Origin of the sequence: Nocardia sp. NRRL WC-3656, assembly GCF_000720265.1 — a bacterium.
Classification (GTDB): Bacteria; Actinomycetota; Actinomycetes; order Mycobacteriales; family Mycobacteriaceae; genus Nocardia; species Nocardia nova.
This window is the reverse complement of sequence record NZ_JOJF01000016.1, coordinates 96,812-118,920: the sequence shown is the minus strand read 5'-3', so window position 1 is coordinate 118,920 and position 22,109 is coordinate 96,812. Positions and strand designations below refer to the sequence as shown.

At 68.6% G+C, this 22,109-nt stretch carries 17 protein-coding genes and 1 pseudogene; 10 read left to right on the top strand and 8 right to left on the bottom strand.

Going from position 1 to position 22,109, the window contains the following annotated elements; genetic code table 11:
- The first annotated feature begins 78 nt into the window (after positions 1-78).
- Complete coding sequence (locus IG65_RS0121035) at positions 79-783, top strand: TrmH family RNA methyltransferase (protein ID WP_051756578.1); 705 nt, start codon at positions 79-81, stop codon at positions 781-783.
- On the opposite strand, the gene IG65_RS0121030 is transcribed toward IG65_RS0121035, so the two are convergent.
- Complete coding sequence (locus IG65_RS0121030) at positions 784-3,012, bottom strand: excinuclease ABC subunit UvrA (protein WP_030516657.1); 2,229 nt, start codon at positions 3,010-3,012, stop codon at positions 784-786.
- A 60-nt stretch (positions 3,013-3,072) separates the two neighbouring features.
- On the opposite strand from IG65_RS0121030, the gene IG65_RS0121025 reads away from it, so the two are divergent.
- On the top strand, positions 3,073-4,062 hold the full coding sequence (locus tag IG65_RS0121025; RefSeq protein ID WP_030516656.1) for a YafY family protein: 990 nt from the start codon (positions 3,073-3,075) through the stop codon (positions 4,060-4,062).
- A gap of 100 nt (positions 4,063-4,162) precedes the next feature.
- Complete coding sequence (locus tag IG65_RS0121020; protein ID WP_081879633.1) at positions 4,163-5,359, top strand: glycoside hydrolase family 76 protein; 1,197 nt, start codon at positions 4,163-4,165, stop codon at positions 5,357-5,359.
- A gap of 220 nt (positions 5,360-5,579) precedes the next feature.
- On the opposite strand, the pseudogene IG65_RS0121015 reads toward IG65_RS0121020, so the two are convergent.
- Both IG65_RS0121015 and IG65_RS0121010 read right to left on the bottom strand, forming a co-directional pair.
- A pseudogene (locus IG65_RS0121015) lies at positions 5,580-6,251 on the bottom strand (DedA family protein); the annotation flags it as partial.
- Positions 6,248-6,901, bottom strand: a complete 654-nt coding sequence (locus IG65_RS0121010; RefSeq protein WP_051756587.1) for a DedA family protein — start codon at positions 6,899-6,901, stop codon at positions 6,248-6,250. The pseudogene IG65_RS0121015 and the gene IG65_RS0121010, both read right to left, overlap by 4 nt.
- Before the next feature lie 309 nt (positions 6,902-7,210).
- On the opposite strand from IG65_RS0121010, the gene fbaA reads away from it, so the two are divergent.
- The 3 genes from fbaA (at position 7,211) to IG65_RS0120995 (ending at position 11,200) form a co-directional block, all read left to right on the top strand.
- On the top strand, positions 7,211-8,248 hold the full coding sequence (fbaA, locus tag IG65_RS0121005; protein WP_030516652.1) for a class II fructose-bisphosphate aldolase: 1,038 nt from the start codon (positions 7,211-7,213) through the stop codon (positions 8,246-8,248).
- Positions 8,249-8,423: 175 nt separating this feature from the next.
- Positions 8,424-9,581, top strand: coding sequence for a BTAD domain-containing putative transcriptional regulator (locus IG65_RS0121000; protein WP_231509317.1), 1,158 nt, complete (start codon positions 8,424-8,426; stop codon positions 9,579-9,581).
- Between the two features lie 131 nt (positions 9,582-9,712).
- Positions 9,713-11,200, top strand: a complete 1,488-nt coding sequence (locus tag IG65_RS0120995; protein ID WP_030516650.1) for a DUF4185 domain-containing protein — start codon at positions 9,713-9,715, stop codon at positions 11,198-11,200.
- Between the two features lie 16 nt (positions 11,201-11,216).
- Here IG65_RS0120995 and IG65_RS0120990 read toward each other — a convergent pair whose 3' ends face one another.
- Both IG65_RS0120990 and IG65_RS38585 read right to left on the bottom strand, forming a co-directional pair.
- The gene (locus tag IG65_RS0120990) at positions 11,217-12,260 is read right to left on the bottom strand and encodes a fused (3R)-hydroxyacyl-ACP dehydratase subunits HadA/HadB (RefSeq protein WP_030516649.1); all 1,044 of its coding nucleotides are present in this window, start codon (positions 12,258-12,260) and stop codon (positions 11,217-11,219) included.
- A 204-nt stretch (positions 12,261-12,464) separates the two neighbouring features.
- Positions 12,465-14,936, bottom strand: a complete 2,472-nt coding sequence (locus IG65_RS38585; protein ID WP_197039881.1) for a hypothetical protein — start codon at positions 14,934-14,936, stop codon at positions 12,465-12,467.
- A gap of 197 nt (positions 14,937-15,133) precedes the next feature.
- Here IG65_RS38585 and IG65_RS0120975 point away from each other — a divergent pair, with 197 nt between their 5' ends.
- Both IG65_RS0120975 and IG65_RS0120970 read left to right on the top strand, forming a co-directional pair.
- Entirely contained in the window at positions 15,134-15,592 is a 459-nt protein-coding gene (locus IG65_RS0120975) for a DUF3151 domain-containing protein (protein WP_030516647.1), read from the top strand.
- A gap of 71 nt (positions 15,593-15,663) precedes the next feature.
- Positions 15,664-16,758, top strand: coding sequence for an aromatic acid exporter family protein (locus tag IG65_RS0120970; RefSeq protein ID WP_036525311.1), 1,095 nt, complete (start codon positions 15,664-15,666; stop codon positions 16,756-16,758).
- A 382-nt stretch (positions 16,759-17,140) separates the two neighbouring features.
- Here the strand turns inward: IG65_RS0120970 and IG65_RS0120965 are convergent, their stop codons facing one another.
- The gene (locus IG65_RS0120965; protein WP_036525309.1) at positions 17,141-17,923 is read right to left on the bottom strand and encodes a site-2 protease family protein; all 783 of its coding nucleotides are present in this window, start codon (positions 17,921-17,923) and stop codon (positions 17,141-17,143) included.
- Between the two features lie 60 nt (positions 17,924-17,983).
- A complete protein-coding gene (locus IG65_RS0120960; RefSeq protein WP_231509314.1) occupies positions 17,984-18,607 on the bottom strand; it encodes a hypothetical protein in 624 nt (207 codons plus the stop codon).
- Positions 18,608-18,942: 335 nt separating this feature from the next.
- Here IG65_RS0120960 and IG65_RS0120955 point away from each other — a divergent pair, with 335 nt between their 5' ends.
- Entirely contained in the window at positions 18,943-20,238 is a 1,296-nt protein-coding gene (locus IG65_RS0120955) for an adenylosuccinate synthase (RefSeq protein ID WP_030516643.1), read from the top strand.
- Here the strand turns inward: IG65_RS0120955 and IG65_RS0120950 are convergent.
- Positions 20,232-21,722 carry a PLP-dependent aminotransferase family protein gene (locus IG65_RS0120950; protein ID WP_030516642.1) on the bottom strand — a complete coding sequence of 497 codons (1,491 nt, stop codon included), beginning with the start codon at positions 21,720-21,722 and terminating at the stop codon, positions 20,232-20,234. The two genes, IG65_RS0120955 and IG65_RS0120950, sit on opposite strands and share 7 nt — an antisense overlap.
- A 62-nt stretch (positions 21,723-21,784) precedes the next feature.
- Between IG65_RS0120950 and IG65_RS0120945 the strand changes: the two genes are divergently transcribed.
- Positions 21,785-22,033 carry a hypothetical protein gene (locus tag IG65_RS0120945; RefSeq protein WP_156055704.1) on the top strand — a complete coding sequence of 83 codons (249 nt, stop codon included), beginning with the start codon at positions 21,785-21,787 and terminating at the stop codon, positions 22,031-22,033.
- Positions 22,034-22,109 lie beyond the last annotated feature (76 nt).

The window sequence follows — 22,109 nt, the reverse complement described above, 5'->3', positions numbered from 1 at the left end:
GCAGCGAGGGAGCAGACCGGCGAATCGACGGTGTGGACAGCACCACCATCGGATCCGACGGTACCGGGCGCGGTTACGATGACCGGCGTGAATCACCCGCTCCAGCCGCTGCCCGGCCCATCGGACGGCGATGTGCCGGGCCCGACCGAATGGGGTGAGCATCCGCACGGCGTGGGCCCGTGGCGCGACGAATTCGGCACCGAACCGCCGGACGATCCGCGTCTGGACCCGGAACTGCTGGCGCACGGCGACCGGCGCAACGTGGTCGACGCCTACCGGTACTGGTCGCGCGCGGCGATCGTCGCCGATATCGATAGCCGTCGCCATCCGTTCCACATCGCGATCGAGAATTTCGGGCACGACGCCAATATCGGCACGGTGGTTCGCACCGCGAATGCCTTCGCCGCGGCGGCGGTCCATATCGTCGGACGCCGGCGCTGGAATCGGCGCGGCGCCATGGTGACCGACCGGTATCAGCACATCGTGCACCACAGCGATATCGCCGAACTGCTGGAGTTCGCCGAGCGCGAGAATCTCACCGTGGTGGCCGTCGACAACGTGCCGGGTTCGGTACCGCTGGAAACCGTTGCGCTGCCGCGTGATTGCCTGCTTCTGTTCGGCCAGGAGGGTCCGGGCGTCACCGAGGCCGCCAAACGGGCCGCGGTCATGACGGTATCGATCGCGCAGTTCGGCTCGACCCGCAGTATCAACGCGGGTGTCGCCGCCGGAATCGCCATGCACGCGTGGATAACTCAGCACGCGGACCTCGAACGTTCCTGGTGATCATCGGGAATCACGCAGTGCCGCGGCCGTCGCGGATTCGCGGCAGCGCAGCAGTTCCCCCGGACTGCCCTGGAAGACGATCCGGCCGCCGTGCCGGCCGGGGCCCGGCCCGAGGTCGATCACCCGGTCGGCCGCGCGGACGACGTCGAGATTGTGTTCGATGACGACCACGGTATTGCCCCGGTCGATCAGATGGTCGAACAGCTGGATCAGCGTATCGATATCGCGCAGATGCAGCCCCGTCGTCGGCTCGTCGAGGACATAGAGGGTGTGCCGGTCGCCGCGCGCGAGTTCCCTGGCGATCTTCAGCCGCTGACATTCCCCGCCGGACAGCGTGGTCAGCGACTGCCCGAGCCGCAGATATCCGAGTCCGACCTCGTCGAGATGCCGCAGACCCCGCGCGACCGCGGGCAGTCGCCGCATCGCCTCGGCGATGGTCAGATCGTCGATATCGGCGATGGTCAGGCCGTCGACGGTGTAACCGAGCACCCGATCGGTGAACCGGCGTCCGCCGCACGCCGAGCACACCGTTTCCTGACCGTCCATGAACGCCAGGTCGGTGTAGATCACGCCGGCGCCCTCGCACACCGGGCAGGCTCCCTCGGAATTCGCGCTGAACAGGGCGGCACTCACCCCGTTGCGCTTCGCGAACATGGTGCGCACCGCGCCGGCGATCCCGGCGTAGGTGAGCGGCGTCGACCGCCGGTTGGTGCCGACCGGACGCTGATCGACCACGGTGGCCGGATGCCGCTGCACCAGTTCCGCGGCCAGACTGGATTTACCCGAACCCGCGACGCCGGTGAGCACGGTCAGCACACCGGTCGCGATGTCGACCGAGATGTCGCGCAGATTGTTGCGAGTCGCGTTGTCGATCCGCAGTTTTCCGGTCGGCACCCGCGGTGGGCGGCCGGTCCGCCGGATCCGCAACGCCTGCCCGGTAGGTGTGTCCACGGTCGCCAACCGCTCGAAGTCGCCGGTGAACACGATCCGCCCGCCCTCGGCCCCGGCCCCCGGACCGACCTCGACGATATGGTCGGCCACCCGCATCACATCCGGATCGTGTTCGACCACCAGAACGCTGTTGCCCTTGTCCCGCAACGATTTCAGCAGTTCGGTCATCGGCCGCACATCGTGCGGATGCAATCCGACGGTGGGTTCGTCGAAGACGTACAGCATTTCGGTGAGACTGCTGCCGAGATGGCGAACGGTCTTGATGCGCTGCGATTCTCCGCCGGACAGCGTCGTCGTCGGACGTGACAGCGACAGGTAACCGAGGCCGATGTGCGCGAGGGCGCGGAGCCGCTCGTGCAGCGCGGACACCACCGAAACCATTTCGGGGGCGCGCACCTCGGTGATCAGCTCGGCGAGTTCGCCGATCTCCATCCGGCTCATCTCGACGATGGTGTGGTCGAGTACCCGCGCCGAGCGGGCCGCCGGATTCAACCGTTGCCCGTCGCATTCCGGACACGGTCCCGAGCGCGTGAACCGCTGCAGCACAGCCTGTTTGCGTTCGGACAGGTTGTCGGAGGTGTGCAGATACACCCGCTCGAACAGCTCGATCACGCCTTCGTAATCCTTCGGCGGACTCGGCCGCAGGGCCGCGGCCGCGGGCCCGCCGTGCAGCAATGCGTCGCGTTCGGCGGGCGACCATTCCCGCAGCGGCACGGTCGCATCGAAGGCTCCGAGTTCGGCGTAGCGGCGGTACCAGTACTGACCGGCGGCGAAGCCGGGCAATCGGATCGCGCCCTGCTCCAGCGAGAGATCCGGGTCGAGCACCTGCTCGAGATCGGGAACCAGCGTTTCGCCGAGACCGGAACAGGCAGGGCACATTCCGGCCGGATCGTTGAACGAGAAATGATTGGATTCCCCGACGTACGGCTGCCCGATACGCGAGAACAACAGCCGCAGATAGGTGTACGCATCGGTGATGGTACCGACCGTCGAACGGGCGTTGCCGCCGAGCCGCTTCTGATCGATCACCACCACCGGCGAGAGGCCGTCGATCAGGTCCACCTCCGGACGCGTCCACCGCGGCAGCCGATTGCGCACGAACGGCGGATAGGTCTCGTTGACCTGATATCCCGCCTCGGCCGCGATGGTGTCGAAAACCAGCGACGATTTGCCTGAACCGGACACCCCGGCGAACACCACCAGCCGGCCCCGCGGCACATCGATATCCACACTTTTCAGGTTGTTGGTACGCGCTGCGCGAATGCGGATCGAAGTCATATCTCGACGCTAGGGACAGATGTGGCCGGCTTTTGACCGCAATTGCCGGAGGATGGAGTCATGAGCGCCACTCGCCGCCTGCTCGATCTGCTCGCTTACTTGCAGACCGGCCGCCGCTACACCGGCGCCGAACTGGCCGCCCGCCTGGAGACCAGCCCGCGCACCGTGCGCCGCGATGTCGAGCGGCTGCGCGAATACGGCTATCCGGTTGCCACCCAGCCCGGCCCGGGCGGCTTCTACCAACTCACCGCCGGCCGCATCCTCCCGCCGCTGGTCTTCGACGACGACGAGGCCATCGCCACCGTCGTCGCCCTCGGCATGCTCGCGGCGACGTCGGAACCGCACAGCCAGGGGGAGCGCCAGGGCTCGTCGGATATCGGCGCCGCCGCCCTGCGCGCCTTCGGCAAGATCGACCAGTTGCTGCCGAAGCGGTTGCGGGGCCGGGCGAACGCGGTGCGGGCGACGGTGGAGACGGCGGCGGTGGCGGCGCCCGCGGTCGACGCGGCGGTGCTGGCGCTCGTGGCCAGGGCCGCGGCCGAACACGAACACCTCGTCTTCGACTACCGCACCCGCACCGGCGTGCTCGCCCGGCGCCGGGTCGAACCGTATCGGCAGGTGTATCAGCATCTGCGTTGGTATCTGCTCGCCTGGGACCGCGATCGTGGGGATTGGCGCACCTTCCGCCTGGATCGGATCGCCGATATCGCCGCTACCGGAACCTTTTTCGAACCGCGCCCGCTACCGGCCGAGACGGCCGCGGGCTACCTCCGGCGCGAACTCACCGCCGGGCGGCATCGCGCGGTCGTCACCGTGGAGGCTGCGGTCACGGCGGTCGCCGACATCCTGAAATTCCAGGACTGCGATATCGAGTCGCGCGGACCGCAGCGCTGCCGGGTCACCACATGGGTGGATTCGTTCGAATGGCTGGTGCTCAATCTCGCCTTCCTCGACGCCGATTTCGTGATCGAGGAGCCGCCCGCGTTCCGCGACCGCTGTCGCGCTCTCGCAGCACGTGTGGAACGCGCGTCCGCCGTCGTGGAACCTGGCTGACACGCCGCGCGTACCGGGCCGACTCGGCACGTCGCGGACACGAGTCGATCGCGTAACAAATCGGGCGCGAAATCGGGGCTCGGACTGGCACGATGTACCCATGAACTCGCGGAGCGACGACGTGCAACCGCGTCCGCATCTGCGGCGGGGGCGCGCACGAGTCGATTCCGCTGCCGAGCCGGGCGCCGATATCTGGGCACAGCGAGCCGATGCGGCCGAATCGGCCATCGTGTCCCGGCATCTGCGGCGGCTGTGGCTGCTGCCGGGGACCGAGCTGGGTGTGGTGGGCTGGCCCGCGACCACCGCGGAACGATTGTTCTTCAGCTGGAACTACTGGTGGCAGGCTCATCTCGTCGACTGCGCGATCGATGCCGCCGACCGGGAGGCCACCCCGGCCCGCACCGGACGTATCGCCGCCATCGCGCATGCCCACCGGCTGCGCAACATCACCGGCTGGACCAACAACTACTACGACGATATGGCTTGGCTCGCACTCGCTTTGGAGCGGGCCGAACGCACCCGGGGCATCACCGAGGTGCGCGGCGGGCTGATCGCGCTCGAGCAGCAACTCATGGCGGGATGGCAGCCGGAGATCGGCGCGGTGCCGTGGCGCAAGGGCTCCGACTACTTCAACGCTCCCGCCAACGGCCCGGTCGCCATCGCACTCGCACGCTTGGGGCATCACGAGCGCGCCGCGCAGATCGCCGACTGGATCGATGCCACCCTGCGCGATCCGGAAACGGGACTGATCCTCGACGGCATCCACCTGCCCTCGGGCCGGATCGAACGGCCGACGTTCAGCTACTGCCAGGGCGTGGTCCTCGGGCTGGAAACCGAACTGGCGGTCCGGACCGGAGATGTTCGTCACCTCGAGCGCGTGCAGCGATTGCTCCGCGCGGTCGAGGACCGGATGACGGAACGGAATGTCGTCACCGGCGGGGGCGGCGGGGACGGTGGTCTGTTCAACGGGATCCTGGCCCGCTATCTCGCGCTGGTGGCGATCATGCTGCCCGGAGACGAGGTTGCGCACCGCTCGGCCCGGCGCTCGGCCGCCGCAATCGTAAAGGCCTCGGCCCGCGCAGCCTGGGACCATCGGCTCGAGGTCGAGGGCGATCCGCTGTTCGGCCACGACTGGAACGAACCGGCACGGCTGCCGGGCGGCACCGCCGGGGCGGCCCGGTCTACCCCGGGTGGTTCGGTCACCTCGTCGCGGACACCGGAACGAGATCTGTCGGTGCAGCTGTCGGGCTGGATGTTGATGGAGGCCGCGCACGTGGTGACGGCCGCCGGACTCTAGCGGGAGCCGGCGGCCCCAGGGCAGATCAGTGCCGGGGATCGGTCCACACGATGCGCGCGGGCGCCGCGGTGGCCGCGCGCTCGGGGCGCACGGTGCGCAGCGGCACGGTGTCCGGATAGTCGGCGGTCCGGATCTCGAGAGGCAGCGTGTCGAGGGCGTCCGAATCGAAAGCCGCCCGGTCGAAGCCCTGGGCGTCGAAGGTCTGGCCGTCGGATTCGAGTTCGACATCGAAGTCCTCGGCCGGACGCGACATCTCCGCGCGGTACTGCCGCAGGCCGATGATCGTGCCGATGATCAGCACCACGACCAGCGAGCCGCTCACGGTCGGCATCAGCCAGGACACCTTGTTCAGATAGCCGCCGGTGTAGTAGCCGAGCAGCAGCAGAATCGGCGCCCAGATCACCGCGCCGATCGAACTGGCCACGGTGTAGCGGCGGTGGTCCATTCCGGCTGCCCCGGCGACCAGCGGGCACAGCGTGCGCACCCACGGAATCCAGCGGGCGATCAGCACCGCCACGAACCCGTGCCGGTGCAGCAGATCCGATACCCGGGCCAGATTCTCGGCGTTGACGTATTTGCCGTTCTTACGGGCGATCAGGCGATGGCCGGTGCGCGTGCCGATCACGTACCCCACCTGGTTACCTGCGATGGCGGCGAGCATGGTCGCCACCACCAGCGCCCACACCTGCGTATGCCCGGTCTCGTGTGAGGCGAAGATGATGCCGGCGGTCAGCAGCATCGAATCGCCGGGCAGGAACAGGCCGATGATCACCGCGCACTCGAGGAAGACGAAGACCAGGACGACGGTCCAGACGAGTGCCGGCCCGGCGGACTGCAGCGGATCGAATCCGCCCAGTGCAAGGGGTAACAGCGTAGCAGGCAATGGTGTCAGTGCGTGGGTTCGTTCGTCGGTACGGACATCGTGGGCTCCTCGATCTCGAGCACCGGCTCGTGGTTACGCAGCTTCTTCGCCACGGAGATGATGGCGGGCAGGATCGAGACGAACACGATCAGCAGGAAGATGGCCTCGACGTGATCGCGAATGAACCCGACGTTCCCCAGGAAGTACCCGAGGACCGTGATGCCGCCGGCCCACAGAATGCCACCGATGATGTCGAACGTGAGGAATTTGCGGTAATCCATTTTCGACACGCCCGCGAGCACCGGCATGAAGGTCCGCACGATCGGCACGAAGCGCGCCAGGATGATCGTCTTCGGACCGTACTTCTCGAAGAAGGCGTGCGTCTCGGTGATGTAGCGCTGTTTGAAGAAGCGCCCATCCTCCTTGTGGAACAGCGCCGGCCCGATGGCCCGGCCGATCCAGTAGGCGCATTGATCGCCCGCGATCGCGGTCACCGCCACCGCCGGAACGAGCACCCAGATCGACACCGGCGGATGTTCGAGCGCCGCGAGCAGGCCGCCGGTGAACAGCAGCGAATCGCCCGGCAGGATCGGGAACAGCAGCCCTGTCTCGATGAAGACGATGACCAGGATGGCCGGCAGCACCGCATTCGACATCCAGGTATCCGTCAGCAGATACATGGGGTCGAGCAGCTTGTGGACGGAGAATCCGTCGGCGAGAGTGTTCGTGATGGCCAGCGTGGTCACGGGCCCCACAGTACCGGTCACCGTGCGATCTCACCGAACCTCACGGGAACCTCTCAGGCGTTGGCGAATTTCGGTCAACCGAGTTTCGGACCGCTCCCGGCGGTCGACGCGGGTGCGTGCCCGGCCCGGCAAGTCCGCCGCAAGCACTCCCGATCCCGGGCCGCCTTTCGCGACAACGGGCCATGAACTTAGGGTATGGGCTGACAGAATTGTTGTTCGCAGCACACATACGGAGGTCACTCAGTGCCCATCGCGACTCCGGAGGTCTACGCCGAGATGCTCGGTCGGGCCAAAGAGAACTCCTTCGCCTTCCCCGCGATCAACTGCACCTCCTCGGAGACCATCAACGCGGCCATCCGCGGGTTCGCCGAGGCCGGCAGTGACGGCATCATCCAGTTCTCCACCGGCGGCGCCGAATTCGGTTCCGGCCAGGGTGTGAAGGACATGGTCACCGGTGCGGTCGCGCTGGCGGAGTTCGCTCATGTGGTGGCAGCCAAGTACGACGTGACGATCGCGCTGCACACCGACCACTGCCCCAAGGACAAGCTGGACGGCTTCGTCCGTCCGCTGCTGGCCATCTCGCAGGAGCGGGTCAAGGCCGGGCAGAACCCGCTGTTCCAGTCCCACATGTGGGACGGCTCCGCCATCCCGATCGACGAGAACCTCGAGATCGCCAAGGAACTGCTGAAGCAGGCCGCCGCGGCGAACATCATTCTCGAGGTCGAGATCGGTGTCGTCGGCGGTGAAGAGGACGGTGTCGAGGCCGAGATCAACGAGAAGCTCTACACCTCGTCCGAGGACTTCGCCAAGACCATCGACGCCCTGGGCGCCGGTGAGAACGGCAAGTATCTGCTCGCCGCCACCTTCGGCAACGTGCACGGCGTCTACAAGCCGGGCAACGTGGTGCTCAAGCCCGAGGTGCTGGCCGAGGGCCAGCGCGTGGCCGCGGCCAAGCTCGGCCTGGGCGACGGCGCGAAGCCGTTCGACTTCGTCTTCCACGGCGGCTCGGGCTCGCTGAAGTCGGAGATCGACGACTCGCTGAAGTACGGCGTGGTGAAGATGAACGTCGACACCGACACCCAGTACGCGTTCACCCGTCCGATCGCGGCGCACATGTTCACCAACTACGACGGTGTGCTGAAGATCGACGGCGAGGTCGGCAACAAGAAGACCTACGACCCGCGCAGCTACCTCAAGAAGGCCGAGACCTCGATGGCCGAGCGGGTCATCGAGGCCTGCAACGACCTGCGGTCGGCCGGCAAGTCGGTCAGCGCGAAGTAGTAGTTCCCGCAGCGGAACGGATCGAGGGTGCGTCGTCCGATGGGCGGCGCACCCTCGGCGTACGCGGCCGCCACCGTGACGGCGGGTTGTCCCAGCCGGAAGGGCACGAGATGATCTTCTCCGTGAGCAGATGGACACTGTGCCGAGAATCCGGACGACACGAGGCGCTGGACCGGTGAGCAATCCGACCGGCCCCCAATCCATTCCGCCCACCGGGCTCGACGTCCGCGTGCTCGGGCCCGTACAACTCTCGGTCGGCGGCACGGCCGTACCCGTGGGCGGACCCAAGCCGCGAGCGCTGCTGGCCGCGCTGGCGGTCAACCGGCGGCGTGCCGTCTCGTCACAGGCGCTGGCCGATATCGTCTGGAACGAGGAGCCGCCGGATTCCTATCAAGCGAGTCTGCAGGTATTCGTCTCCAATATTCGTAAGGCGCTGCGTAATTCGGGAGTCGACCCGGCAACGGTGCTGCGCACCGAATCCTCCGGCTACCGGCTCGACATCACCGACGACGAATGCGATCTGGGCCGCTTCGAGGCCACCCACAAGGCCGCGATCGAGGCCGGCGCGGCGGGCGACCACGAGAGCGCGTCGCGGCTGTACGGTGCGGCACTGGACCAGTGGAGCGGTAGAGCGCTCGACGATCTGTCCGGCACCCGCTTCGCCGACACCTTCGCCACCGCGATGGACGAGGAACGCCTGCTCGTCGCCTCCGCCCGCATCGATGCCGAAATCGCCTGCGGCCGCGCCTCTTCTGTGGTCGGCGAACTGATGGCGATGACGAACGAGCATCCGATGCGGGAACCGCTGTGGGTGCAGCTCATCACCGCGCTGTATCTGTCCGGCCGCCAGGCCGACGCGCTGGAGGCCTGCCGCCGGGTCCGGGCTGTTCTCGCCGACGAACTCGGGATCGATCCCGGGCCGGCGCTGGTCGAACTGGAGAAGCGCGTCCTGCGGCAGGAACCGCTCAACACGATGGCCATCGCCCAGGTCGAGCGGATGGCCAAGGCGATGACCGAAACCGTCACCGAAACCCCGCGCAGCGCCCGCGCCGGACGGCTGCGGCTGGCGGACGGCCGGGTGATACCGATTGCCAAGGGCGGCTTGAAGATCGGCCGCATGACCGACAACGATCTGATCCTCGACGATCCGAAGGTCAGCCGCTATCACGCGCACGTCCTGCCCAGCCGGGCCGGGATGCTGATCAAGGATCTGGCCTCGGCCAACGGCATCTACGTCGACGACGAGGTCGTCGACAGCGGCACCATGCTGTTCGGCGGGGAACTCATCCGGATCGGTTCGACGGTACTGAGTTTCGAGGCGGACACCGAGTAGGTCGCGCCGAACACACCCACGTTTGCGCGATAACCGCCGTTCCAGGGCGTTTCCCGGGTAGGGTCGGCGCGGGTGCCGTCCGCGGGATGAGGTCGCGGGTAGGGGAAATCGATCGGTCCGAGGGGTTGCTGATGCGTGTGCGCGTGCCGGCTTCGGCCGCAGTGGTGTTGCTGAGTGCCGGACTGCTGGTGGGGCTGCCCGGATCTGCCGTCGCCGAACCCGGGACAGGTTCGGCGGCAACGGTTCCCGGTACGGGGCCGTGTGCCACCGACCCCGTCCCCGTGCACGAGCCGGTGGTGCCGAAGACCCTCGAGGTGCCGATTCCGTATCCGGTGGTGACCGTCGATCAACCACCGCCACCCGCGATACCGAAGCGCACGAGCGTGCAGCTGCCGGTCGATCCGTGCGTGAGCCCGTGCCCGGATCTCACCGATGGTCCGCCGCCCGCGCCCGGTCTGCTGAACCGGCTCGGCGTGCCGGAGGTGCTGCTGAAGCCGAAGCCGTTCTATTTCGCACTGCCGCCCGGACCCTCGCCCGAACCCGGGCCGCCTCCGCCGCCGCGAGCCGCACCGCCGACCGAACCGGGGCCGGCGGTGGCCGCGCGGCCGGCGCCGACGGTGAGTCAGGTCCGCGAGGTGGCCAAGGAGACCGGCGCGAATTCGGTGAACCGCACCGACAAGCGCTGGCAGGTCAACGGGACCGACCTGGGCATCATGTGGGAGAGCGCGCCGGGGGAGATCGCGACGGCCTTCGGCGACACCGTCGGGCACGGGTTCCACCCGCCGGGCGGGATGGGCGAGGACTGGCGCAGCAATCTGCTCGCCTTCAGCACGAATCGCGACCTCGGCAAGGGCATGATCATCGACCGCATGGTCACCGACGATCGCTGTCACGCCGCCGAGGTGCTCGCCAGTCGCAAGAAGGACAATATCGAGATCACCACGATTCCGACCTCCGGTTTCGCGCTGCCGCATCGAGGTTCGGCCGACGGCATCCGGCAGTTCATGAGCTACATGTCGATTCGGACCTGGAACAGCCTGCCGGGCACCTTCTACACCAACTACGGCGGTATCGCGTACTCCGACGACCACGGGCAGACCTGGACCAAGGATCCGCACGCGCACTGGGACAACATCTTCGGCCTCGCGAATTTCCAGGTGTCGGCGATGGTTCCGCAGGGTGACTACGTCTACCTGTTCGGCACGCCGAATACGCGGCTCGGCTCGGTCGGCCTCGCCCGGGTGCCCACGGAGCACGTGCTCGACACCTCCGCCTACCAGTACTGGCGCGACGGCACCTGGACTCCGGTCGGCGGAGCCGCTTCCGCCACACCGATCGTCGACGGACCGGCCGGCGAACTGTCGGTGCGCTACGACAACGCTCGCGGTGTCTGGCAGATGAGTTATCTCGACACCGCGAAGGCGGCGGTCGTCGTGCGCGAATCGAACACGCCGCAGGGTCTGTGGTCGCCGAGTTCGCCGCTGGTGCACGTCTCGGCCGAATATCCCGAACTTTACGGCGGCTTCATCCACCCGTGGTCGACGTCCGCGGATCTGTACTTCACCGTCAGCACCTGGAGCGACTACAACGTCTACCTGATGCACGCCCGGCTGGACTGACGTTCGAGCCGGCGGCTCAGGACAGTTGGACCTCGGCCATCGCGCGGCCGAACAGCTTCTTCCCCGCCGAGGTGGCGCTCAGCAGAATCGTCGCGACCCGACGCTCCGGATCCAGCGACTTGATCTTGGCGGAGAAGTCGATCTGCGCCGGCGAATGGCGTTCCACCGAAACGTATCCGGAGAAGCGGACACTGTAGCTTTCGATCGCGCCCGGATCTCCGAGCCACGAGGTCAGATACTGCGCGCCCAGGCCCATGGTGAGCATGCCGTGCGCGACCACGGTGGGCAGGCCGGCCAGTTCGGCCGCGCGGTCGCTGAAGTGGATCGGGTTGGGATCACCCGCCACACCGGCGTAGTTGACCAGATCGCCGCGGGTGAGCCGCATCGTGGCGGGGGGCAGTTGGTCGCCCACCGCGAGATCGTCGAAATTCGGCTGGGTCTCGACGGTGACGTCCTTGCGCGATTCGGCGAGCCCGGGTTCGGGGGTGGCCTCCTCGGCGGCGATCGGGATCAGCACCTCCGGGGTGGTCGCGCCGACCTCCCGGCGATGCATGACCACACCTTCGACCAGCCGCACGATATCGGCATCGACCTCGGCGCCCAGGCGCGCCACGATGGTGGTGAGTCCCACCTGGACGACGGTGTCCTCGGCATCGAGGATGGTGGCCTTCACGGTGATGAAATCGTTTCCGCGCAGGTGGCGGATCGATTCGATCTCCGCCTCGCTGCGCAGGGCGTCGCCGGCCAGGATCGGGCGGTGAATGTGGAAGACCTGGTCGGTCTGCAGAATCTGCGACAGGTCGTATTCGCTGAGCACGCTGTCGAGCAGGGCCTGGGTGGTCGCCATGCCGAGCACCGAGGCGAAGGTCGGCGGCGCCACGACGGCATCCCAGCCGAGCTTGGCGGCGTCGGCCTCGAAGTGATGGGCGGGGTGATGGTTCTGAACGGCCCGCGCGAATTCGCGGACCTTCTCCCTGCCCACCTCGTAGCGGTCCCGAATCCGGTAATGCCGACCGGCCAGTGCCGTGGATGCCGGCGCGTCGGGTGCCAGCTCCGGCATGTCCCTTGCTCCCTGCTCGATTCTTACTGCGTAAACGACAGCACCGGTCGACCGCCCCGGAATAGATCGGCGGAAGGTCGGCGGGTGACAATCCGAGCCATGCTATCGGCGGACCGGACCGCTGACCAGGTGTCTGTGACGTGCATCGCCGGGAAGCGGCGCGATGTGACACCAAGGTGACGCACGTCATCGACTCCGGCGCGTCTACTGCGCGGCACCGGCGGGATCGCACACCTTCCAGCCGCCGTCGGTCTGCTGCAGATCGAAGGTGCGGGCGGTCGAGCGGCTCGGATCGGCATCGGTGTAGATGTCGACCTGAGCGACGGCCTTGTCCCCGGTGATCTGGACGCCGTCCACGCCCGCGACCTTCGGGATCTTCTTCTGATCCACCGCCAGCTTGTGCACGCCGGCGTACTGATCGGGCGCGATGTTCTGATAGAAGTCGTGCAGTTTGCCGCACGTCGCGGATTGCAGCTGACTCAGGTTTCCGGACGCCAGTGCGTTGGTGTAGCTGTTCACCGCGCCCTTGACCTGTGCCTCCGGCGAATTGTCGGATCCGCCGGTGACGAGTGCGACCACCGCCACGATCGCGACGATCACCACCACGACCGCGCCGCCGGCGAGCAGCAACCAGCGCTTACTGCGCGCGGGCTGTCCCGGCGCGGCGTCCGGTCCCGGTTCCGGCGCCGGTACTCGCTGTGGCTGTGCCACCGGGCGCGGTGCACCCGGCTGGCCCGGTCCGCCTTGTTGTCCCGGTGCGCCCGATTGTCCCGGTGCGCCCGGCCGGTTCGGTCCACCCGGGCCGGCCGGCTGCGCGGACAGTGTCGGCGCCGTCATCTTGGTGTCGGCGGGTGACGATGCGCCGCCGGGGCGCTGGCCCTGTTCACCTTGCGCCGCAGGACCTTTCAGGCCCTGCGCGCCGAGTGCCGCCGCCGCTCCCAGCTGGCCCGGCCCACCGGGACGCTGCTGGCCGGGCGCTCCCGGGGCTTGCGCGCCTTGGTTCTGTGCACCTGGCCCCTGTGCGCCGGGACCCTGTGCGCCGGGACCCTGTGCGCCGGGACCCTGCTGGCCAGGACCCTGCGCACCCGGACCCTGCGGACCCGGCCGCCCGGCCCCCTGCGCACCCGGGCCCTGGGGGTTCTGCCCGCCGGGACGCTGCGGACCTTGTCCACGACCCTGCGCGCCGGGGCCACCGGGGCCCTGCTGAGCAGGTCCGTTCGGACCGGCTCCGGGGCCCTGTCCCGGCCCGCCCGGAACCTGCTGCCCCGGGGCGTTCGGCCCGCTCGCAGCGGATTGCGGTCCCGGTCGACCCGGACCTTGCTGCCCTGGTCCACCGGGGCCGCCCGCCGGAGCCTGCCCCGGTGCGCCGCCTGCCGGGCCCTGCTGCCCCGGCCCACCGGAACCGCTCGTCCGCCCCTGTCCCGGTGCGCCGCCCGCGGGGCCGCGCTGGGAACCGGCGGCGGCCGCGGCCGCGCCGAGTCCCGCGGCACCGGCCGCGGCGGCCGCTCCGCCGACGCGGCCCTTCGGACCTCCGGCCGCCGGTCCGCCCGGGCCCCGCGATCCCGGAGCGCCGGGCGCGCCCTGACCCTGCTCACCGCCCGGTCCGCCCTGAGCCCCAGGACGCTTCGAGCCGCTCTGCCCGGCTCCCGGCGGCGTGGCGCGAAGCTTCTCGGTGGCCGCCGGATCGGGTTTCTGAATCGGCAGGATCGTGGTGGCGTCGTCGGACGGATTCGATATCGCGGGAACGTCTTGTGGCGCTTTGTTTTTCGTGTCCGGCGCCGCAGTGCCTCCGCCGTCGTTCGCGCCGGACTGCTGCGCCGGGCCGGACTTCGCGGTCTTCCCGACGCCCTTGCCGGACGAAACCTTGGGCAAGGCAACGGTTTTCGACTCGTCGTCGCTCTCGCCGGACCCGCTCTCGTTCGCGGCGACGCTCGGCGCATTCGAGCCCGGCGCGGCGGCGCGTGCGGAATCGGCGGAGCCCTGGCCGGTTGCGGCACTCCCGGCGTCCGCAGCCTTCGAGGTTTTCGCACCCTCGGCGCCCTTCGCGGTGCGCTCGGCGTCGGGTGCGGCGGCCGGGCCGTTCGTTTTCGCCGGGCCGTTCGCGGCGTCGGATCCGGCAGAGCCGGTCGCGGCGTCGGATTTGCCGGAGTTCTCGGAGGTGGGAGCCTTGCCGGTTTCCTCGGGCTTCTTGCCGGATTCGTCGCGCCTGGGGATGGCGACCGTCTCCGCTTCCCCCGCCCCACCGCTCGGCGCGGTGCCCGCCTTGCCGGCACCGGCTGCCGCGCCGCCGCCGCTCGGTGTCGAGCCGGGCGCAGCGGCGGGCGACTTGGCTGAGCCGGGAGCGCCGGACTTCGCACCGGAAGCGTTCGCGCCGGACTTGTCGCCCGCGGCGGACTTCGCCCGTCCCGCAGCGCCTTTTGCCCCCGGTGTGCGAATGACCTGGGTTTGCGCCGACGGTGACGGCATGGGTGTGGTGGGGGCGGCGCCGGGAAGTTGATCCCGGGAGATGCGCTGGGTGCGGTCCGGGGCGCCGGTATCCGGTTCGCGACCGGCGGTGGGCCCGCCCTTGGCGCCGGGCTTCGCCGGTCCGTCCGGACCCGCACCGGATGCAGCCTGACGCGGGCGGTCGCCGGAGGCGCCCTGGTGCGGCTTCTGGTCGTCGTTCGGGTCGGACACGCGCTACCCCTTGCTCAGTATCAGCTGTCGGTCGTCGACTGTCGGTCTCAGACGGCCAGCCTAATGGGGTGGGGGCGCGTAGGAGGCGGCAGACGCGCAACCATATAAGGCCTCGCCATCAGGAGGGGGACTCGGCATCGGGACCCGCGCACCCGCTGCCCGGCGAGCCGCCGCGGTGGCGGTGCACAATGAAGCCCATGACCTCCTTCGGTGATCTGCTCGGACCGCAGCCGGTATTGCTTCCCGAAAACACGGAAGCCGAACAGGCCCTGCTGGACAACCAGGACCCGGTCCAGGTCGCCGCCGCCCATCCGACGGCCTCCGTGGCCTGGGCGCAGCTGGCCGAGGACGCGCTGGACCGCGCCGGCGTCGTGGGCGCACCCGAGGGCCAGGCCGAGGTGAGCCTCGATGTGGTGGCGGCCTACGCCTTCGCCCGCACGGGCTACCACCGCGGGCTGGACCTGTTGCGCCGCAACGGGTGGAAGGGCTTCGGCCCGGTGCCGTGGAGCCATGAACCCAACCAGGGCTTCCTCCGTGCGGTCGGCGCCCTCGCCCGCGCCGCCCAGGCCATCGGCGAGAGCGACGAATACGCCCGCTGCCTGGATCTGCTCGAGGATTGCGATCCCCGCGCCGCCGCCGAACTCGGATTGGACTGAGACTGGCCGGCACGGAACGGTTCGCGACCGCCATCACCGTCGATGCGGTTCGCGACAGCGGTAAGCAGCGCATGCGCAGTGGCTGGGTGCGTCTGCGCCGGTCCGCGCTTCCGATCTTCCAGTGTGCGGTGGGCGCGGCGCTGTCCTGGTTCGTCGCCCACCGGTTGGTGGGGCATCCCCAACCGTTCTTCGCGCCGATGGCCGCGGTCATCTCGATCGGGGTGTCGTTCGGTGCGCGGCTGCGCCGATCGGTGGAACTCGTCGGCGGTGTGGCCGTCGGGATCGGGATCGGCGATTTCTTCATCGGGCAGGTCGGAACCGGCGCGTGGCAGATCGCGCTCGTCGTCGGGGTGGCGATGGCGACCGCGGTATTCCTCGATCGAGGTGCGGTCATCCCGATGCAGGCCGCCAGTTCGGCGGTGCTGGTCGCCACGCTGATGCCGCCGCATACCGGCGGAGGTTTCAATCGCATGGTCGACGCGTTGGTCGGCGGGTTGGTCGGCGTCGTGGTGGTGGCCGCGATTCCGCTGCATCCCGTGCGCCGGGCCCGGCAGCAGGCCGCCGATATCCTCACCGTCCTGGGTGCGGCGCTGACCGAATGCGCCGACGGCCTCCATGAGCAGAACGCGGAGAAGGTCCGCGCCGCATTGCATTCCGTGCGCGGCACGCAACCGCAGATCGACGGTCTGCGCAACGCCGTCGAAGGCGGCCGCGAGGTCAGCCGGATCTCGCCGCTGTACTGGAATTCCCGGCCCCGGCTGGAGGCGATTCGCGCGGCGGTCGACCCGCTCGACAATGCCGTGCGCAATACCCGAGTGCTGTTGCGCCGCGCGCTGACTCTGGTGCGCGACGACGAAATCCTCGATCCCCGAATGATCGCCGAGGTCGAAGAACTGGGGCAGGCGGTAGAAGTGGTGCGCCGCTACATGGTTGCCGAACCCGGTGAACAGCCCGATGCCGCCGAGGCGACACGCGTCCTGCGGCGGGTGGCGAAGGGCGCGACCAAGGATCTGGTCGCGGGCGCCGGCCTGTCGTCCCACGTGGTCTTCGCCCAATTGCGTTCCATCGTGGTCGATCTGATGCAGGTCTGCGGGATCAAACGCCTGTCGGCGATCGCGTTGCTGCCGCCCACCGTGCAGAACCCCTATGTGGCGCCCAAGGATTGACCGGACGTGACGCCACCCGTGGGAACCCTTGCGGCAGCGCGTGTTCGGTAGCCTCGCCGGGCCGGAGGTTTCCCGAGCGAGCGCTCCGGTACCAGTAGTCGCCGAGCGGTCCGCGAGGTCGCCGGGTCCGGCTGCGCACGGCCACCGCGGCCGAATCGGGTAGTCGACTACTCGTGTCGCGGGTCGGCGCGGATCGTACGTTTGTCTCGACCGCGTCGACGAGGGGTGGCGCGGTCGGAAAACTTCGTGACGGATGCGACGTGCGGCCGATTGGTGTGCGGCCGACCGCGTAGGGGGCGGGCGCTCCGTCGCGAAGAGGGCCGCCCGGTTCCTGTTCGCCGGCGAATCGAACGGGAATCGGGCGCGCCCGCCGAAACGCGTGTCAGGTCCAGAAGCGGGTCAGATAACTGCCGATGGCCGCCCAGTCCGACGGCACGCCGGACAGTTCGAACACCCAGTAGACGGCATCGAAGAACACGCGATTGAGCTCCGGCACCCACAGAATCGCGAGCAACAGCAGCAGCCCGAACGGCTTCACCTGATCCAGCGACCGCCGTGTCTGATAACTGAGCGACGGCTCCACGATCGCGTAGCCGTCGGTTCCCGGAATCGGCAGCAGATTCAGAATCGTCGCGGTGATCTGCAGAAACGCAAGGAAACTGAGGCCGAACCAGAACGCGGCGTGGTCATGGGTGGAGCCGGCGAATCGGACGATCACCAGCAGCACCACCGCGCACAACGCGTTGACCGCCGGACCGGCCGCGCTGATCGCACGCTGGGTGCGCGTGGAGAAGTTCTGCGTATTCAGATAGACCGCGCCACCGGGCAGCGCGAATCCGCCCAGCGCGATGAAGAAGATCGGCAGCGCGATCGACAGCAGGGGATGGCTGTACTTCACCGGATTCAGCGTCAGGTACCCGCGCATCTGCACTTCGCGATCCCCGGCCCGATACGCCGTGTAGGCGTGGCCGAATTCGTGCAGGCACACGCTGAGAATCCAGCCCGCCACCACGAAGACGAACACTCCGGCCTTGGCCCGGGTGGACAGCGGATCGGCATCCCAGGCCAGCGCCCCGCCCAGAGCGGTGATCACCACGATCAGCAAGAAGATCGGGCTCGGGCTGATACCCCGGCGGTACTCCCGGGCCCCTACGTGGTTACGCACGCTGCCGCCTTCGGGGCCGTCGTACGTACCGCACCGCCCGCCGAGCCGGAAAGGAGTAGGTCATCGCACCAGCAGCCAGGGCTCGTGATGACGGTAGAAACTCGACCGCGGCACCGTGCGATCGGCGGCGATGCCGTCGCGCGTCACCGCCGCCCCCGGTGATCCCAGCTGTACGGCGCGCCCGGCCACCCAGCGCTTCTTACCCCAGCCGCGCTGCACCGTGGCGCGCACGCCCGGCATATCGAGGGTGGGTGAAACATGCAGCGCCGCAACCTTTCCGGTGAACAACCGGACCTCGTCGACGTACGCCTCCCCCTCGAGTTTGCCGCCGTCGCGGCCGGTGATCGTGGCCCGGCCGACCAGGACGGTGCCGGTCTCGTCGCGGATCAGAGGGGTCGGCTCGGCACGGCCCTCCAGCGCGCGTTTGGCGGCGTGCGAGCCCGTGCCGGTCTGATATGCCCGGGAACCGTAGGTGCGATCCACCGGCACATAGCCGATTTCGACGGTCAGCCGTTCGGTGCGCAGCAGATGGGTGAGCACCGCGGCCAGACCGGCATCCTCACCGAGCACGATGAGCCGCGGCTGGTTGTCGGCAGCCAGGACCGGAAGCAGTTCGTCCAGTTCTGTGGTGTCGGGAATCGCCGTGGTCTGGGTGGTGGGCAGCGACGCGAGCGCGATGGGCACGGGAGCGCCGTTGCAGCGGAGAACATGAGTACTCAACTGCCGAACACCCTCCTCGGACCTGCCAACGCCATCGCCCTCGCTGCCTACCGGGCGCACCCCTGCCGGGACGCCTCCGCAGGCCACTGTAATCGGCTCGGGCGGTCGGCGCGCTCTCCGCTGCGCCACGCGGGGAAGGAGGTGGCTGGTTACGGCACGAATTGTGTCCACTAGACTGTCCCTCCGGCCACCGCCACTTGGCGCGAGCGACGGGCCTCGGGAGCGCCGTCATCGGGCTCTGCAACGGCAGGTAGCTGCAGCGTCGCCGATGCTGCGTGTCGAAACCGTAGGAGACTCCCATGCCGGCAATCGTGCTGATCGGCGCCCAGTGGGGCGACGAGGGTAAGGGCAAAGCTACCGATCTGCTCGGTGGCCGCGTCCAGTGGGTGGTCCGCTACCAGGGTGGCAACAACGCAGGTCACACCGTGGTCCTGCCGAACGGCGACAACTTCGCGCTACACCTCATCCCGTCCGGCATCCTGACGCCGGGTGTCACCAATGTCATCGGCAACGGTGTCGTCATCGACCCGGGTGTGCTGCTCGACGAACTCGCCGGACTGGAACAGCGCTCCGTGGACACCTCCCGGCTGTTGCTGTCGGCGGACGCGCACCTGATCATGCCGTACCACGTGGCCATCGATAAGGTCACCGAACGCTTCCTCGGCAACAAGAAGATCGGCACCACCGGACGCGGCATCGGCCCCTGCTATCAGGACAAGGTCGCCCGCGTGGGCGTGCGCGTCGCCGATGTGCTGGACGAGAAGATCCTCACCCAGAAGGTCGAAGCCGCACTGGAATTCAAGAACCAGGTGCTGGTGAAGATCTACAACCGGCGCGCACTCGACCCGCAGCAGGTGGTCGACGAGGTGCTGAATCAGGCCGAAGGTTTCAAGCACCGCATCAGCGATACCCGGCTGCTGCTCAACCAAGCGCTGGAGAACGGCGAGACCGTCCTGCTGGAGGGTTCGCAGGGCACCCTGCTCGACGTCGACCACGGCACCTATCCCTATGTGACGTCGTCGAATCCGACCTCCGGCGGTGCCGCGGTGGGCGCGGGCGTGGGACCCAACAAGATCACCACGGTGCTCGGCATCCTCAAGGCCTACACCACGCGCGTCGGCTCCGGCCCGTTCCCGACCGAACTGTTCGATCAGTCCGGCGAGTATCTCGCCAAGACCGGCGGTGAGGTCGGCGTGACCACCGGCCGTGCCCGCCGCACCGGCTGGTTCGACGCGGTGATCGCCCGCTACGCGACCCGGGTCAACGGCATCACCGACTACTTCCTCACCAAGCTGGATGTGCTGTCCAGCCTGGACCGCGTGCCGATCTGCGTGGCCTACGAGATCGACGGCGAGCGGGTGGAGCAGATGCCGACCACCCAGACCGAATTCCACCACGCCAAGCCCATCTACGAGGAGATGCCGGGCTGGTGGGAGGACATCTCCGGAGCGCGCAGCTTCGACGACCTGCCGGCCAACGCGCGCGCGTACGTCGAACGGCTGGAGGAGCTTTCCGGCGCCCGCGTGTCCTGCATCGGCGTCGGACCCGGCCGTGACGAGACGATCGTGCGTCACGACGTCCTGAACCATCAGTAGCAGGTGAGGGGCGCCAAGGGTTCGGTGGCGTGCGGGGTCAGCGAAGCGTAGGTCGCCGCGATCGACTTCACCGCCACCCGCAGATCGGATTCGGTGTGGGTGAACGGGATTCGCAGGAACCGCTCGAAGGCACCTTGGACCCCGAAACGGGGTCCGGCGGCCAGCAGTACGCCGTGATTCGGCGCGGTGGCGGCGAGAGCGGTCGAGACGGGAGCCGGAAGTTGCACCCAGATCGACATGCCGCCGCAACCGGGACTCACCTGCCAGTCGGGCAATTCCTCGGACAGGGCGTCCAAGAGGGCCGCACGCCGGCTGCGTAGTTGTTCGCGGCGTTGTTCGAGGATGACGCAGGCATGATCGAGCAGATAGCCGGTGGCCAGCTGATCCATCACCGGCGTGCCGAGGTCCACCGTGGAGCGGGTGCCGAGAAGTTTCGCGATGAGCGACTGGTTGGCGCGAATCCAGCCCACGCGCAGGCCGCCCCAGAACGACTTGGACGCCGACCCGATCGTCACGATCTCCGAACCGCGTGCGAAAGCCGCCGCCGGAGGAGGGGTTTCGCCGTCGAGTTGCTGATCGACCATGGACTCGTCGACGATCACCGTCATGCGGGTCTCGCGGGCGATCGCGGCCAGTTCCGCCCGGGCATCGGCGCTCATCAGCAGACCGGTCGGATTGTTGAAGTCCGGCACCAGGTAGGCGGTGCTGGCGGCGGTTTGCCGTGCGGCACTGCGGATTCCGTCGAGATCCCAGGCGGCATCCGGTTGTTCGGGGCGCAGCGGCACCGGGACCGGCCGGGCGCCGACGTCGCGGATCGCCTCGATCGCGTTGGGATAGGTCGGGTGGTCGATCAGGACGCGCTCGGCGGGTGCGGTGAGCACATTGAGGAGCAGCCGAAGTCCGTGCTGCGCACCGAGAGTCACCAGAATCTGATCCGGCTCGGTGGGCAGGCCGCGCTCGGTGTAGCGGCGCGCGAGCATCTCCCGCAGCGGCAGCACGCCCACCGGGTCCATGCCGTGGGTGCCGAGATAGATCGGAAGACCCTGCAGCGCAGCCGAATACGCGTCGTTCATCTGCGGCGGCGCCGACATCGCGGCGTAGGTGAGGTCGATGGTGGGCTGGGCCGTCGGTGACATCACCGCCAGGATGCTGCGGGCCGGTTTGGTGCCGTCGTGTGCGACGTCGGAGGGCAGGGCGACCGTGCTGCGCGAGCCCTGCCGGCTGATCAGATAGCCGTGCTCCCGCAGCAGCGCGTAGGCGGAGGTGACGGTGGTGCGGCTGACGCCCAGCGCGGTCGCCAGATCGCGTTCGCTCGGCAGGGCGATACCCAGCGGGGCGCGGCCGTCGTGGATCAGCAGGCGAATACTCTCCGCGAGTGCCAGATAGGCCGGGCGCGCACCCCGGCGGGCGGCGCCGGATTCGTCGTGCCGCCAGCGGCCCAGGTCGCGGGTGAGGGTGGCCGCACTGATCACGCGTATCGCCATAGAGGCCAGTATCCGGGTAGTGGCTATTTGATTCAAGTCCAGATGCGGGCAGGGTGGACCTCATGTTCTCCGGTCTTGCCGCCCTGCTGGTCGTCGTGGTGGTTCTCGTGGCCGTCTATCGCTACGCCACCGGATCCGGCCGCCGGGTCGTCGCACTCTTCGACCGGTATCGACCGCATGCGCCGATGGCGGATTGGTCGCTGGGAGAGGCGGATCGCTGCGGTCGGGCCCGGGATCTCGCGGTCGTGCGCGGCCGCGGGACCGGTGTGGCACGGGACCGGTCGGCGACTCGACCGCCTGCGACACCCTGACCTTCGGGAGCGGCATCAGTCCAGTCGTGTGGTACTGGACTGCAACAGCCGGGAATGTCGGACCCTCGGTGCACAC

Excerpts from the sequence above, each read along its gene's own strand:
- IG65_RS0121035 (WP_051756578.1), top strand. The coding sequence starts at position 79 with ATGACCGGCGTGAATCACCCGCTCCAGCCGCTGCCCGGCCCATCGGAC.
- IG65_RS0121030 (WP_030516657.1), bottom strand. The coding sequence starts at position 3,012 with ATGACTTCGATCCGCATTCGCGCAGCGCGTACCAACAACCTGAAAAGT.
- IG65_RS0121025 (WP_030516656.1), top strand. The coding sequence starts at position 3,073 with ATGAGCGCCACTCGCCGCCTGCTCGATCTGCTCGCTTACTTGCAGACC.
- IG65_RS0121020 (WP_081879633.1), top strand. The coding sequence starts at position 4,163 with ATGAACTCGCGGAGCGACGACGTGCAACCGCGTCCGCATCTGCGGCGG.
- IG65_RS0121010 (WP_051756587.1), bottom strand. The coding sequence starts at position 6,901 with ATGTATCTGCTGACGGATACCTGGATGTCGAATGCGGTGCTGCCGGCC.
- IG65_RS0120995 (WP_030516650.1), top strand. The coding sequence starts at position 9,713 with ATGCGTGTGCGCGTGCCGGCTTCGGCCGCAGTGGTGTTGCTGAGTGCC.
- IG65_RS0120990 (WP_030516649.1), bottom strand. The coding sequence starts at position 12,260 with ATGCCGGAGCTGGCACCCGACGCGCCGGCATCCACGGCACTGGCCGGT.
- IG65_RS0120975 (WP_030516647.1), top strand. The coding sequence starts at position 15,134 with ATGACCTCCTTCGGTGATCTGCTCGGACCGCAGCCGGTATTGCTTCCC.
- IG65_RS0120970 (WP_036525311.1), top strand. The coding sequence starts at position 15,664 with ATGCGCAGTGGCTGGGTGCGTCTGCGCCGGTCCGCGCTTCCGATCTTC.
- IG65_RS0120955 (WP_030516643.1), top strand. The coding sequence starts at position 18,943 with ATGCCGGCAATCGTGCTGATCGGCGCCCAGTGGGGCGACGAGGGTAAG.
- IG65_RS0120950 (WP_030516642.1), bottom strand. The coding sequence starts at position 21,722 with ATGGCGATACGCGTGATCAGTGCGGCCACCCTCACCCGCGACCTGGGC.
- IG65_RS0120945 (WP_156055704.1), top strand. The coding sequence starts at position 21,785 with ATGTTCTCCGGTCTTGCCGCCCTGCTGGTCGTCGTGGTGGTTCTCGTG.